Source organism: Phyllobacterium sp. LjRoot231, assembly GCF_964253365.1.
Classification (GTDB): Bacteria; Pseudomonadota; Alphaproteobacteria; order Rhizobiales; family Rhizobiaceae; genus Phyllobacterium.
This window is the reverse complement of sequence record NZ_CAXUQT020000001.1, coordinates 2,172,012-2,185,584: the sequence shown is the minus strand read 5'-3', so window position 1 is coordinate 2,185,584 and position 13,573 is coordinate 2,172,012. Positions and strand designations below refer to the sequence as shown.

Here is a 13,573-nt window from a genome sequence, read left to right as displayed (position 1 = left end):
CTTCATTGATGGGTATAATGCCTTACTGAACGCCGAGCGCGTCCTTGATGGCTTTTTCTGCAGAGTCCGCAGCCGCCTTGACCTGATCCGCCGTCTGACCAGCTGCTGTTGCAGCATCCTCAGCCGCCTTGCGTGCAGTCGCGATTGCAGCCTGCTTCTGTTCTGCTGTCATGGTCGCAGCCTGATCCTTGATCTTCTTCAAAGTCTCTTCTGCGTTCATTGGCGCTGCCGGCGCTTCCGTGGCCGCTGGAGCAGCGGGCGCTGGGGCCGGAGCTGGCGCGGGTGTCGGCTGTTCGGCTTTTGCCGGCGGCTGTTCCGATTTCTGCTCACTCTCGCCGCAACCGGCCAGCGCCAGAAGCGAAACCGCCGCCAGCGAAACAATCAATTTACTCTTCATGGTTTCCTCTCCGAAAATGCTAAATGGCCCCTCGATTCCACCTTATCGGAAACAAGGCAGATTTGGATTTTGTTTTCGCTTTCGGTTAATTCCTGTGTGGATAACGACACATACGCAGAAAATTTGTTCCAAATGCCACAGCCGATTGCACTTGCCAGCCGGGCCTGTCTATTGTCACCCCGCGGTACAAGACCGCCTAATTTTTGCAAATCACCAATTTTGAGATCGGACGAATATTATGAGCGACAAATGGGATTTCTGGATCGATCGCGGCGGCACGTTCACTGACGTCATCGCACGCGATCCTGAAGGCCGCCTGCGTGCACACAAACTTCTATCGGAAAACCCGGAAGCCTACCGCGATGCGGCTATTCAGGGCATTCGCGATCTGCTTGGCGTCAATAAGGGCGATGCCATTCCCTCGCAGCGGATTGGCGAAGTCAAAATGGGAACGACCGTGGCAACCAATGCGCTGCTTGAGCGCAAGGGTGACAGAACGGCGCTCGTCATCACCAAAGGATTTCGTGATGCGTTGAAGATCGCCTATCAGGCGCGGCCGGATATCTTTGCCAAGGAAATCATTCTTCCAGAACTACTTTACGAACGCGTGATCGAAATCGACGAACGCGTGCGAACAGACGGGGCGGTGGAAATCGTTCCCGACCCAGATCAAATCCGCACCGCATTAGCTGAAGTCAAGCAAGCGGGCATCGATGCGGTGGCGATCGTTTTCATGCATGCCTGGAATTACCCCGCACATGAGCAGACAGCAGCCAAAATCGCGCGGGATCTAGGTTTCGGCCAGGTTTCCGTTAGCCATGAAGTCTCGCCGCTCGCCAAACTCGTTGGTCGCGGCGATACGACAGTGGTCGATGCATATCTCTCGCCGATCCTCCGCCGGTACGTTGAACACGTTGCGCGCGAACTCGGCATAAGTGGCAAGTCCAACGACGGGTCTACGCCGCGTCTTTCCTTTATGATGTCTTCCGGTGGCTTGACCGCGGCAGATTTGTTTCAAGGCAAGGATGCGATCCTCTCTGGCCCGGCGGGCGGCGTCGTCGGCATGGTCGAGACGGCAAAGCTCGCCGGTTTCGACAAAGTGATCGGCTTCGACATGGGCGGCACCTCGACCGATGTCGCGCATTATGAAGGCGATTATGAGCGCGCTTTCGATACGGAAGTCGCGGGCGTTCGCATCCGCGCGCCGATGATGCGCATTCATACGGTAGCGGCGGGCGGTGGCTCCATCCTGCACTATAGCGCCAGGCGATTTCAGGCCGGTCCCGATTCCGCCGGAGCCAATCCAGGTCCTGCCTGTTATCGTCGCAGTGGCCCCCTGGCCGTGACCGATGCCAATGTCATGCTCGGCAAATTGCGGCCCGAGTACTTCCCCGCGATTTTCGGTCCCGGACAAAATGAGCGGCTCGACCGCGAGATCGTCGTCCAAAAATTTACCGCCCTCACCGCTGAGATTGGCGAAGGCAAGACACCGGAAGAGGTCGCCGAAGGTTTCATCACCATCGCCGTCGAAAACATGGCCAATGCGGTGAAGAAGATTTCCGTGCAGCGCGGCTATGACGTCACCCGGTATCTGCTGAATTGTTTCGGTGGTGCAGGAGGCCAGCATGCCTGTCTTGTCGCCGATGCACTTGGCATGGAAGCCGTGTTGATCCATCCCTTCTCTGGCCTGCTCTCCGCCTATGGTATCGGCTTGTCCTCCATTTTCGCCTCACGCCAGCAGGCGCTAGTGAAAGTCTTCTCCCCACAAACCGTGAGCGACATACGCCTGCTTTCCGACCGCCTCTCCGAAACCGTTGTCGCCGAGATTGCGGAACAGGGCGTGCCAAGAGAGCACATCACTTCACGCCCCATCCTGCATCTGCGCTATGACGGCACAGATACGACAATCCCGATCGATTTCAGCAGTTTCTCGATCGATGAAGCCCGTGCCGGCTTTGAAGCCGCGCACAAGGCTCAGTTTGGCTTCATCTACGATAATAAAGGCATCGTCGTCGAAGCCGTCGGTGTCGAGGGCTCCGACGGTCGCGGGCACAAGCAGGTTGAAAGCGAGCAACGCCAAGACAATTCGAAGCCTGAGCCGAGCGAAACCTGCATGCTCTATTCAGGTGGAGCCTTCCACAATGCTCTCACTTTCCCGCGCGCCAACCTCAAACCAGGACACAGGGTCAACGGTCCTGCACTGATCATCGAGACCCACCAGACGATCGTTGTGGAACCCGGCTGGCAGGCGGAAATCACCGCGCTCAACCACGTTTTGATGCGGCGGATCGAGAAGAAGGCGCGCGCTGCAGCGCTTGGCACGCAAGCTGATCCGATCATGCTGGAAGTGTTCAACAACCTGTTCATGTCGATTGCCGAACAGATGGGTCTGACGCTGCAGAACACCGCCTATTCGGTCAACATCAAGGAACGGCTGGATTTCTCCTGCGCGGTATTCGATCGCAATGGCGCGCTGGTAGCCAATGCACCGCATATGCCGGTTCACCTTGGGTCGATGGACCGTTCCGTCGAAACGATCATCAAGTTGAACGAAGGTGATATTCATCCCGGCGATGTTTTCGCGCTGAATGCGCCCTACAATGGCGGGACACACCTTCCCGATATCACCGTCGTTACGCCAGTCTTCGATGCAGCGGGTAAGAACATCCTGTTCTATTCGGCGTCCCGTGGCCATCACGCGGATATCGGCGGATCGGCGCCGGGCTCGATGACGCCGCTGGCGACGACTGTGGATGAAGAAGGCGTCTTGATCGACAATTTCCGTCTCGTTGAACGCGGCCGCTTCCGGGAAAAGGAACTGACCGAACTCTTGACCAACCATCCATGGCCCGTGCGCAATGTCCATCAGAACATCGCAGATTTGAAGGCCCAAATCGCCGCCAATGAAAAGGGCGTGAATGAACTAAAGAAAATGATAGCGCAGTTCGGACTCGATGTTGTCGAGGCCTATATGGGCCATGTGCAGGACAACGCAGCGGAAAGCGTACGGGGCGTCCTCGACCGGTTGCCGGAACATTCCGAATGTTCCTATGCGACCGACACGGGTCAGACGATCAAGGTCAAGATCACGGTCGAAAAGCAAGAGCGCCGGGCGACCGTCGATTTCACCGGCACCTCGCCGGTGATGAAGAACAACTTCAACGCGCCGGAACCGGTAGCACGCGCAGCGGTTCTCTATGCCTTCCGCGTCATGGTCGAGGGTGCGATTCCTATGAACGCAGGCTGTCTCCGGCCGATCGACATCATCATTCCCGACGGTTCGATGCTCAAGCCGGTCTATCCGGCAGCGGTTGTGGCCGGTAACGTCGAAACATCGCAGCACGTCACCAATGCGCTGTTCGGGGCTTTGGGTGCGATGGCCAATTCGCAAGGGACGATGAACAATCTGACCTTCGGCAATGATGAGTACCAGTATTACGAGACGATCTGTTCAGGCTCGCCTGCTGGCCATTTCAACGATGGGACGGGCTTTGCCGGAACATCCGGCGTCCACACTCATATGACGAATTCGCGCCTCACTGATCCGGAGATTCTGGAAATGCGGTTTCCCGTCTTGCTCGAGGATTTCCATATCCGGCCGAACTCAGGCGGCAGTGGCAAATACCCCGGCGGCGGCGGCACCAAGCGCACTATCCGGTTTCTAGAGCGCATGGATTGCTCGATCCTCTCATCGCATCGTAATCGTCCGCCGGAGGGCCTCGATGGCGGCGGTAACGGTGAAGTGGGTAAGACTGAAGTGCGCCGCAAAGATGGAACTGTCGAAACCTTGAAAGCCTGCGACCAGACGGTGCTTGAGGCAGGCGAAGCCGTTATCCTTACAACGCCAACGCCCGGTGGCTACGGCAAGATCGGAGCCTGACGATGGTGCGCGCCGTCATTCCTTCCATAAGGATTTTGGATGGCGCCGATGCCGAGGCCTTCCACGCACTGCGCCTGCATGGGTTGCGCAGTGCGCCCGAGGCTTTCGGTTCAAGCTACGAAGAGGAACGCGAGCTCGGTATCGAGGAGATCCGCCACCGCCTCGATGACCGGCCCAATGCCGCCTTTGGCGCCTTCGCCGACGATGTACTTCTCGGCGTTGCCGCGTTCGCCATGAACACCAAGGTCAAACAAAGGCACAAGGGCCTGCTCTGGGGTGTGTTCGTCGATCCCGATTGGCGCGGGCATAACCTCGGAAAGCGATTGACGGAGACCGTCATCGACTATGCTCGCCTGCATGTTGATACGTTACATGCAACGGTCATGGCGGCAAACGTATCGGCACGCACGCTTTATCTGGGGCTAGGCTTCACTGTCTTTGGCTTTGAAAAGGATGCCTTGCGCGTCAATGGACAATCCTATGACGACGAACTATTGCGGCTGGACCTGCGCTGACAGCATCACCCGGCCTAGTAATGAAATCGCCAGCACAAAATCGTCACATCAGTGTGGATTCGAGGAAAATCGGGAAATACAAGGAATTAGCCGAATTTGATCACTCATGCGGCAACGCTGTCACATAGCGCGAACGAGCAATCCCAATGAGTTGCTCCTAAAAGTTGAATCAACTTGGCAATTTGTTCCACCGGCACCGTCACGGGCCTGTTACATCGAAATGTTAGGCGGGCAGGAATTTCCAACAAAGGGGATTCGATTAGATGCCGTTTGCTAGACAATCCACAAGTGCCCCTCTCCCGCGCAACGCGAAGCTTAACAAGGCGGTCCGGCAAAACAGGTTTCTGTCGCGTGCGGGAATGTCCGAGCGGCTTTTCGCCCATGTCTTCAAGGGGCTTGTCTATCCGCAAATCTGGGAAGACCCGGAAGTCGATATGGAGGCGCTGCAGATTCGTCCCGGTCACCATATTGTCACCATTGCATCCGGCGGGTGCAATGCCATGTCCTACCTGACTGCTGATCCGGCCAGTGTCGAGGCCGTAGATTTGAATACGGCCCACGTCGCGTTCAACCGACTGAAGCTCGCCGCAGTGGCAAACCTGCCCAATTACGATGCGTTCTATCGCTTCTATGGCGCGGCAGACGACAAGGCCAACCTTGCTGCTTATGAGCGCTTCGTTCGCCACCATCTGGATCCAATCAGCCGTGCCTATTGGGAAAAGCGCATGTTGTCCGGGCGTCGCCGCATCACGATCTTCTCGCGCGACCTCTATCGCCACGGTCTGCTTGGCCTGTTTATCGGCATGGGGCATCGCATAGCAAAGCTCTACGGCATTGATCCGCGCGATATTCTGAAATCGGCGACCATGGAGGAGCAGCGCGCCTATTTCGACAGCGCCCTCGCCCCGCTTTTTGACAAGCGCATGATCCGCTGGGCAACGAAACGAAAATCGTCACTGTTCGGCCTTGGTATTCCGCCGCAGCAATATGATGCGCTGGCCACTGCCGGAAATGGCAACATGGCGCAGGTGCTGCGCGGCCGCCTCGAAAAACTAGCCTGCGGCTTTCCGCTTTCGGAGAACTATTTTGCCTGGCAGGCTTTCGGTCGTGGCTATAGCGACAATGCTGAAACCGGTCCGCTGCCTCCGTATCTCTCACGCAACAACTTCGCCACCCTGCGCGACCGCGCCGGGCGGATGAGCGTTGTCAACGCATCCCTGACGGAATTCCTTGCAGCCAAGCCCGCCTCATCCGTCGACCGCTTCATTCTCCTCGACGCGCAAGACTGGATGAACGACACCCAACTCAACGAACTTTGGCACGAAATCACTCGCACTGCTGCTCCCGCCGCGCGCGTTATCTTCCGCACCGCTGCCGAGCCAACCATTCTGCCAGGTCGTATCAGCGATGCCTTGCTTGATCGCTGGACCTATCAAGAGGAACAGTCGCTTGCACTTCACGCCCGCGACCGCTCGTCGATCTATGGCGGCTTTCATCTCTACACGCTCAAGGATTAGCCCGATGTTTGCCAAGATTGAACATGGACCGCTGATGGATCGGGTCTACCGGCATCAGCGTCATTTCTACGATGCCACACGCAAGTATTACCTTCTTGGTCGCGATCCCATGATCGCCGGCCTCAATCCTCCGGAGCGAGGCAGCATCCTCGAAATCGGCTGCGGCACCGGTCGCAACCTTGTTCTAACAGGCGAAGCCTATCCGAAGACTTCGCTCTACGGCATTGATATCTCAAATGAAATGCTGGCGACGGCCCGCAAGAAGATAGTTGCAGCCGGACTGGGTGAACGGGCGCGCCTCGCATACGCCGATGCTGCGGATTTCGATCCGGAAGCGCTTTTCGGACGGCATGAATTCGACCGGATTTTCATTTCCTATGCGGTTTCGATGATTCCACAGTGGCAGGCTGTGATGCGCGAGGCCGTGAGCCATCTGAAACCCGGCGGTGCCTTGCATATCGTCGACTTCGGCGATCTGAGAGACCTGCCCGGCTTTACCAGGACCGCGTTGTATAAATGGCTGGAGTGGTATCACGTCACACCGCGTAACGATCTGTTCGATGTGGCTGATACGATCGCTGTCGAAACCAAATGTGAAAGCGAAGCTGAGCGGCTTTACCGCGGCTTTGCCTGGATTTCGGTTATTCGCCGCAGGAAATGAACGAGCCCTACTTGCACAGATCGCTTTTGGAACCTTCCGAGTTAGGACCCGCAAGGCAATAGAGCATCGACATGTCCGCCGCCGAGCGTGTGCTTTGCGGATTTGCCTCCTGCGCATCGCCGCTGGTGGTCCTGTTCAACTCGCAATCGGGGCGAAGCAGGCACATAACGGATATCCGGGCCATCGCAACAGCAGCCTTTTGCATGCCTTGCTGACCGGCGAAGTCTCCAGCGTTGCGCACGCGGTACCATTGGTGGACGCGCGAAATCCGGAAGAATGCTCGCGGATTGGACAGGATTGCCAATCTTGACGGAAGAGCATTGTCGGCGAAAAGATCCACCACCTGCCCGTCATAAGGCTCCGCCAGACGGCGATTGTTGGATATAAAAGTCGAATTGAATACAATCGCAGCCGTACATGGGAACGCCGCAGCCATGTGGCGCGCGAGCCCGCCGCCAAGCCCATGCCCGACCATGATATATTCGACCGGCAGATCCGCCGCACTTTGTTGAGCTTCCCTGCGCACTCTGGCGAACTCCTTGCGTGCGGTGCGATATTGATCCCAGGGATTGATCATCTGCGTAAAATAAGTGTTTTCGCTGATGAGATCGGTAAAGCTCGTGGAACTGTCCTTGCCTCTAAAAACCATCATCACCGACAGGCGATCCGCGGCGCGGCGGTAATAGACTTCCGCGTAGAAACCACCCGGCCTCACGATCGGCTCGCCTTGCGGAGCCCAGCCGAAGTAGTCGGGCTGCAGTTTGAAGCGCTCGCGCGGGATCGGTTGATAAACATTCGACGCATAGGCAGCATAGATGCCGAAATAATCGGAAATGAGTTCATTGTCGTAGTCGGGAAAGCCGCGATAATTTCGCCAGAAGCTCGGGATGGTCGGGCGGATACAGCTTCCGGTCTGGCCGACGGAAACACCAAGGTCATTCCGGTCGATCGTTACCCAGGACCCCAAAAAGGCGTTTGCGAACGCGACGAGGCCAACGAGTAAAACCAGCAAGCCAAGTCTTCTGATCATTTCCTGTCCCCAAATGGCAATGCTGCAAGCCAATGCGTCTCAAACATAGGTTGCAACGAGTAACATGCGCCAAGAATTCGTGCAGCTAACAAAATGGCACATGATGTCTGCCAACAAACGCGTGACATGAGCGCATCCGGTCATGTTAAGCAGTGTGACTCTTTGCCAAAAACCCTATATTTGGCGGGCTTTTTGCCAGGTGATTTAAGCTTGTGCCAATATTGTGCCAATAAGAACTCAAGGCGCCCGGATCACATATGCGGCGGCCCTTTCTTCGCTCTGGCCGACGTTGCCTCACCGACGGTCCTTTTCTCATGCCAAGATTTGAAGTGCTTACCCACAAGCCGGACACTTACCAAGACCTGACGAACGACGAGCACCAGTCGATCAATTACGCCAACGCGAAGACTCTGTTCAAGCTGCTGGTTACGGCCTGAAATGTCCGCAGAGCGCTGAATGACACCCCTCTTATAGGGCTCCACACGTTCTCATGTCTTCAGTTATAGGTCTTAGAAAAGGAACGGGAAACATGCAGGACAAGACAAGAACCTGGCAGACTTCTCATCATGGATCCCGGCCATATCTTGGTTCGTGAGAGCCTGGCTTGGATAAACTTCCATTCTTGTTTCAACGGTTGGCTGAACGATCCCCTGCGCGGGTTTCGCGACGCTCGCGACCTGGCCATGACCGGGCACGAAGCCTTAGGGAACGCGCAAGCAGCCAAGGAGGATGTTTCATACGTCCGACAGAACGCGCTGATGCTGACAGGTCAATATCTCCAGCAACTGCTCCATGCGCGCAGCTCATTGTTCAAAGACGGACTATGGTTGCACCTCAGTGCAGCCGGCCTGCCATGGTCCTGATAAGAGAGGCGTTCTTGGATGAACACTCGTTCCTTACAACGGCACATAGATTTTTTATATAATTTGGACTGATTCCGTCTCGAATTCATATGCGGTCAGACATTATCTCAGTCACCTGCTTTGCGGGCTGACGCTTCGTTCTACAACCGCCCGCATGAATCCGATCGGTGATGAAATGGGTAAAAATCAGATTAGGCTAAAACTGGCTCCAAAAGTTAGCCGAAGTTTTCCAATAGAATACTTCATCCTTGCAGATCTTCAGTCAGAGGGCGGGATCATCGGCCACTTTGGCGGAAAGCCGATTGCGGAAACGGTGGTGGACCGAAACGGGTCGCGGTATCACTTTGCTGGTGTCGCACCGCGCTGCAGCGACGGACGTTTCGATGTCGAATCCCTTCGCACCGGGGAATGGATCGTTGAACCCGGACTGATCTATCTTATGGAGAATACAGCCAAGGCGGCCTAAACGCATGTTGCGCGCAGCAATACAGAGGCGAAGGCAACCGCAAGTGCCCCAGTTGCGTCCCGTCTCCCATCGCGAGGAGCACGGTCTCTCATTTTACCAGGCCGTTCCCCCAATTGTCCGGGTCGAGTCGTTATCTGGAATGCGAATCTACCTGAAAGGGTATTTGCCTGATGTCCTATGTTCCTGAAACCGGGCCCCGTTGCCCCAACTGCCACGCGTCATATTTCGCGCGAAAGCCTTTCCCTGCACCTGATGCTAACGAAAATGTGCAATGTCCTCTCTGCGATCATATGGCCCATCAAAGCGAATGGTTGGACACAGCGATTCCATGCACCGTCGATCGCTCGCCTTCCCCATGAACTTGGTACTTTCCACGGGGGACAATATGCCTGTCGTGGCTTCATGGTTATGACCGCTTAGGGCCAATGTGCGCGCTTCGAACGAGGAACGCGATCGCATCGCCTCCGACCTGATGGATGCGCGGCTGGCCGAATTCCTGCGCAAGATCGGCGAATGACCAGGGGGTTTGTGCCAATTTCGTGCCAATAAAATACTTGAAAAAATGGGAAATGGCCGAACTGGTGAAATTGCTAAATTCTAGCAATTCGCCGAAAAGCCCGGGAATATGGGGTATTTTACGGTTCCGCCTTTTTATTTTCTGCTGGTGAAAGTTGAAAAGCACTTTGTTAAGCATAATGACGCATCAGTATGGATGCATCAGTTGCCCCGCCACGATTCGATTACGGAACGCCTTTATGAAACGACTTGCAGCCAGCATGCTGACACTCCTTCTCGCCGGCTGCACCACGGTGGATTATGATTTCTCCGAAGCAAAGCGACCTGTGGCCGTTCAACAGATTGCCGCCCCATCCGGCAAAGTCAGCGCGCCACGTTTCGGCGATCGCGACCCGCATGAGTGGACGGGCAAGACGCCATGGCGTTACCCGATCCACGGAACTGACATTTCCAAATATCAATCCACGGTTGACTGGCAGGCTGTACGCGGAAATCGCATTTCCTTCACCTTCATCAAGGCGACCGAGGGCGGCAACCGGTTCGATGATCGTTTTGCCGAAAACTGGGCAGCGGCACGCGCTGCCGGTATTCCGCGCGGAGCCTATCATTTCTATTATTTCTGCCGCACGGCCAAGGAGCAAGCTCGCTGGTTCATCGAGCATGTCCCTAACGATCCTGGCGCGTTGCCTCCAGTTCTCGACATGGAGTGGAACGCCGCTTCTCCAACCTGCAAGCTCCGACCCAACGCCGCCGTCGTGCGCAGCGAAATGCGGACCTTCATGGATATTCTCGAGCGCCACTATGGCAAGAGCCCGATCATCTATACGACCGTCGATTTCTTCGACGATAACGATCTGAGGCAACTTGCCAATTATCCGTTCTGGCTGCGCTCGGTTGCGGGTCATCCCGATGAGAAGTACGGGCCGCATCCCTGGACGTTCTGGCAATATACCGGGACCGGAGCAGTCCCCGGCATCCGCGGCGATGCGGACATCAACGTTTTTGCGGGCAATGAAAGCGCCTGGAAACAGTGGCTGGTGCGCAACAAGGTGCGATAAAGCTCGGACTCGGTGTTTTCTCGCCATTCTTTGACTTCACGCCATCCATATATTCGTGCATTAGCAGGAAAAATCCGCGTGTACTGGATGCGCCCGTTATCAACGAGATTTCCCTGATGAACAAACTATCGATTGCTCTTGCCGCTAGCCTTCTTGTTATATCCAGCGCTGCCCATGCTCTGGATCAGGTGGCGCCGACGCAACCGGTAGTGGCAAAGCCCGCCTGCGGTGGTGAACTGGAGCCGTGGTTCAATGGATTGATTGTCGAGGCAAAAGCAGCAGGCGTCGCCGACAAGGGCATCAATGAGCTTTTCAAGGCTTCAATGGACGACAAGGTGCTGGAACGTGATCGCGCCCAAGGAGTCTTCAATCAGACTTTCCTGACCTTCTCCTCCCGCATGGTTTCCGACTATCGCTTGAAACAGGGCGCGGTGAACCTCAAGAAATACGCAGATACCTTTGCCAAGGCCGAAGCGGAATATGGTGTTCCCGGACCGGTGATAGCGGCCTTCTGGGGACTTGAGACGGATTTCGGTGCGGTTCAGGGTGATTTTGACACGCTCAACGCTCTCCTCACCCTCTCATTCGATTGCCGCAGGCCAGAGCTTTTCCGACCGCAGCTCATCGCTCTCTTGAAGCTTTTCGACGGCGGTGTCGTAGACGCGAAGACGACCGGCGCTTGGGCGGGTGAGATCGGCCAGATGCAGATGTTGCCGACCGATTATCTCGAGCGCGGCGTTGATGGCGATGGCGATGGCAAGGTCGATCTGAAGCATAGCGTGCCGGATGCGATCATGACCGCTGCGCGTGTGATGCACGATCTTGGCTGGCGCAAGGGTGAGCCGTGGCTGGAGGAAGTAAAGCTCACGGAGGAACTGCCTTGGGAGAACGCCATGCGCACCAACCGCCTGCCCCATTCCAAATGGGCCGCGTGGGGCGTTACCGGTATGAAGGGACCGCTCGGTCCCGACGATGGCGATGCATCACTGCTGCTGCCAATGGGCCGCAAGGGCCCCGCCTTCCTGTCCTACGCAAACTTCGACGTGTTTGTCGAATGGAACAAATCGATCATCTATGCAACGACAGCGGCCTATTTCGCCACCCGCCTGGCCGGCGCAGGCCCGCTCGAACCGACCAATCCTGAAGCCGGGCTCAATCCCGATCAAATGAAAGAACTGCAGAACAAGCTTGCGGCGCGCGGCCACGATATGGGCCCGAAGATCGATGGCGTGTTCGGCATTCTCACCCGCGATGCGGTGCGCGACGAACAGATTCGCCTTGGTCTGCCCGCCGATGCATGGCCAACACCGGAACTCCTCGGCAAGCTGTAACCCTATTGCGCCGGTGCCATCGTCTCGAGCGAGGCAAAACCTTCTGGCCGATCACCTTCATCGAAAGGCGTCTCAACCTCGACAAAAGTGTCGGGATAGAAGCCGTTGAAGCGGGTGCGCAGCGACAGGGAATAGGCGCCGATATGGCCGATCTCGATCCAGTCGCCAGTGTCGATCGTTTCCGGCAGCCAGAACGGGCGTGACAGGATATCGACGGAGTCGCACGTTGCGCCGCACACCCGGAACGGCACGATTTCCTTGGGATTGCCATTTCGATGCTTTTTGGCTGGATCGGGGATGAAGCGGGCAGGTAGCGTGATTTTGCCGGTCCATGAATCCGACAGGGAAGCCCAGATACCGTCATTGATGTAGAGCCGTCTGCCCTTGCGCAAAAGAACACGCACGATCAATGAAAACGCCCGAGCGACGATAACGCGGCCCGGCTCGGCCACCAAAGGTAAATCACCGAAACCGTACTCCGCGATATCGCCGCGCAGCCGCGACATCAGTTGGCCGAGTGATGGCATCTCGACATGTTTGCGCTTGGGATCATGGCCATACTCGGCGGGAAAACCGCCACCAACATCGAGACCCGCAAAGGGCATGCCCGCACGGTTCCGCACCCAATCCGCTGAACGCAATGCACGTTCATAGGTGTCAGGGTCTTCGATCTGGCTGCCGACGTGGAAACACAATCCGACTTTATAACCGATCTTGTCCGACCGTTGCAGAAGCTCCACCGCATGTGCCGGTGCTGCGCCGAACTTCTTCGACAATTCGTATGCGGCGTGTCCCTTGGTTTGCAACCGCACATAGAGAGTTATGCTGGCCGGATCGATGTCCAGCGCGCGCACGATACGCGTCACCTTGGCGATCTCATCTTCATGATCCACCGCCAGAACACGAATGCCATAGGTTTCGAGAGCAAGGCGAATGTCCGACTGCGCCTTGATTGGGTGCATATAAAGCATCTGCGCGTCTGGTGCGACCTTGCGCACCGCTTCGAACTCTCCCGGGGATGCCACATCGAAAATGCTGATGCCATTGCGTGCCAGAGTTTCGAGCACAAGATTTTCGCCATTGGTCTTGACCGCATAAGCCGTCTCGCCCGGGAACATCTTCATGAACTGGTGCGCGTCGTCGACCAGAACTTGCGGCCGGAAGCAATAGACGGGTTGATCTGGCCGCAGGATAAGCGCTGCATCACGGGCCGAGGCGAATCGTTGCATCTGTATGTTCTGCTTCATCCGGAAGTCTTAGCAACTGAAAGTGACGGGCGAAAGTCGGATATTGCTGCAAGAAACGGGTGGCTTTATATCGGCACGCGCGTAGAAGCGAT

Annotated in this window: 12 protein-coding genes; 9 read left to right on the top strand and 3 right to left on the bottom strand. The window is 56.4% G+C overall.

The genetic code is table 11. The features are described from left to right. Positions 1-22: 22 nt before the first annotated feature. Positions 23-397 (bottom strand): hypothetical protein, encoded by a 375-nt coding sequence (locus ACSQ3H_RS10675; RefSeq protein WP_436117035.1) that lies wholly within the window; start codon positions 395-397, stop codon positions 23-25. 238 nt (positions 398-635) lie between these two features. Between ACSQ3H_RS10675 and ACSQ3H_RS10670 the strand changes: the two genes are divergently transcribed. From ACSQ3H_RS10670 to ACSQ3H_RS10655, 4 genes are all read left to right on the top strand, one after another. Next, on the top strand, positions 636-4,277 hold the full coding sequence (locus ACSQ3H_RS10670) for a hydantoinase B/oxoprolinase family protein (protein WP_436117034.1): 3,642 nt from the start codon (positions 636-638) through the stop codon (positions 4,275-4,277). Between the two features lie 2 nt (positions 4,278-4,279). Next, complete coding sequence (locus ACSQ3H_RS10665; protein WP_436117033.1) at positions 4,280-4,792, top strand: N-acetyltransferase family protein; 513 nt, start codon at positions 4,280-4,282, stop codon at positions 4,790-4,792. Between the two features lie 263 nt (positions 4,793-5,055). After that, positions 5,056-6,309: a DUF3419 family protein gene (locus ACSQ3H_RS10660; protein ID WP_436117032.1), complete on the top strand. Its 1,254-nt coding sequence runs from the start codon at positions 5,056-5,058 to the stop codon at positions 6,307-6,309. A 4-nt stretch (positions 6,310-6,313) separates the two neighbouring features. Next, positions 6,314-6,970 carry a class I SAM-dependent methyltransferase gene (locus ACSQ3H_RS10655; RefSeq protein ID WP_436117031.1) on the top strand — a complete coding sequence of 219 codons (657 nt, stop codon included), beginning with the start codon at positions 6,314-6,316 and terminating at the stop codon, positions 6,968-6,970. A 7-nt stretch (positions 6,971-6,977) separates the two neighbouring features. On the opposite strand, the gene ACSQ3H_RS10650 is transcribed toward ACSQ3H_RS10655, so the two are convergent. Then, a complete protein-coding gene (locus ACSQ3H_RS10650) occupies positions 6,978-8,000 on the bottom strand; it encodes a hypothetical protein (protein ID WP_436117030.1) in 1,023 nt (340 codons plus the stop codon). Positions 8,001-8,314: 314 nt separating this feature from the next. On the opposite strand from ACSQ3H_RS10650, the gene ACSQ3H_RS10645 reads away from it, so the two are divergent. The 5 genes from ACSQ3H_RS10645 to ACSQ3H_RS10625 all read left to right on the top strand — a co-directional run bounded on the left by ACSQ3H_RS10645 (position 8,315) and on the right by ACSQ3H_RS10625 (position 12,234). Beyond that, complete coding sequence (locus ACSQ3H_RS10645) at positions 8,315-8,437, top strand: hypothetical protein (RefSeq protein ID WP_436117029.1); 123 nt, start codon at positions 8,315-8,317, stop codon at positions 8,435-8,437. A gap of 129 nt (positions 8,438-8,566) precedes the next feature. Beyond that, a complete protein-coding gene (locus ACSQ3H_RS10640) occupies positions 8,567-8,863 on the top strand; it encodes a hypothetical protein (RefSeq protein WP_436117028.1) in 297 nt (98 codons plus the stop codon). Between the two features lie 154 nt (positions 8,864-9,017). Next, positions 9,018-9,329, top strand: a complete 312-nt coding sequence (locus ACSQ3H_RS10635; protein WP_436117027.1) for a hypothetical protein — start codon at positions 9,018-9,020, stop codon at positions 9,327-9,329. A 755-nt stretch (positions 9,330-10,084) separates the two neighbouring features. Beyond that, on the top strand, positions 10,085-10,903 hold the full coding sequence (locus tag ACSQ3H_RS10630; protein WP_436117026.1) for a glycoside hydrolase family 25 protein: 819 nt from the start codon (positions 10,085-10,087) through the stop codon (positions 10,901-10,903). Between the two features lie 116 nt (positions 10,904-11,019). Further along, the gene (locus tag ACSQ3H_RS10625; protein WP_436117025.1) at positions 11,020-12,234 is read left to right on the top strand and encodes a lytic murein transglycosylase; all 1,215 of its coding nucleotides are present in this window, start codon (positions 11,020-11,022) and stop codon (positions 12,232-12,234) included. A gap of 2 nt (positions 12,235-12,236) precedes the next feature. Here the strand turns inward: ACSQ3H_RS10625 and ACSQ3H_RS10620 are convergent, their stop codons facing one another. Then, positions 12,237-13,463 (bottom strand): alanine racemase, encoded by a 1,227-nt coding sequence (locus ACSQ3H_RS10620; protein ID WP_436119414.1) that lies wholly within the window; start codon positions 13,461-13,463, stop codon positions 12,237-12,239. Positions 13,464-13,573 lie beyond the last annotated feature (110 nt).

Bases quoted from the DNA above. Each gene is read 5' to 3' on its own strand.
- ACSQ3H_RS10675 (WP_436117035.1), bottom strand. From the start codon at position 397: ATGAAGAGTAAATTGATTGTTTCGCTGGCGGCGGTTTCGCTTCTGGCG.
- ACSQ3H_RS10670 (WP_436117034.1), top strand. From the start codon at position 636: ATGAGCGACAAATGGGATTTCTGGATCGATCGCGGCGGCACGTTCACT.
- ACSQ3H_RS10665 (WP_436117033.1), top strand. From the start codon at position 4,280: ATGGTGCGCGCCGTCATTCCTTCCATAAGGATTTTGGATGGCGCCGAT.
- ACSQ3H_RS10660 (WP_436117032.1), top strand. From the start codon at position 5,056: ATGCCGTTTGCTAGACAATCCACAAGTGCCCCTCTCCCGCGCAACGCG.
- ACSQ3H_RS10655 (WP_436117031.1), top strand. From the start codon at position 6,314: ATGTTTGCCAAGATTGAACATGGACCGCTGATGGATCGGGTCTACCGG.
- ACSQ3H_RS10650 (WP_436117030.1), bottom strand. From the start codon at position 8,000: ATGATCAGAAGACTTGGCTTGCTGGTTTTACTCGTTGGCCTCGTCGCG.
- ACSQ3H_RS10645 (WP_436117029.1), top strand. From the start codon at position 8,315: ATGCCAAGATTTGAAGTGCTTACCCACAAGCCGGACACTTACCAAGAC.
- ACSQ3H_RS10640 (WP_436117028.1), top strand. From the start codon at position 8,567: ATGGATCCCGGCCATATCTTGGTTCGTGAGAGCCTGGCTTGGATAAAC.
- ACSQ3H_RS10635 (WP_436117027.1), top strand. From the start codon at position 9,018: ATGAATCCGATCGGTGATGAAATGGGTAAAAATCAGATTAGGCTAAAA.
- ACSQ3H_RS10630 (WP_436117026.1), top strand. From the start codon at position 10,085: ATGAAACGACTTGCAGCCAGCATGCTGACACTCCTTCTCGCCGGCTGC.
- ACSQ3H_RS10625 (WP_436117025.1), top strand. From the start codon at position 11,020: ATGAACAAACTATCGATTGCTCTTGCCGCTAGCCTTCTTGTTATATCC.
- ACSQ3H_RS10620 (WP_436119414.1), bottom strand. From the start codon at position 13,463: ATGCAACGATTCGCCTCGGCCCGTGATGCAGCGCTTATCCTGCGGCCA.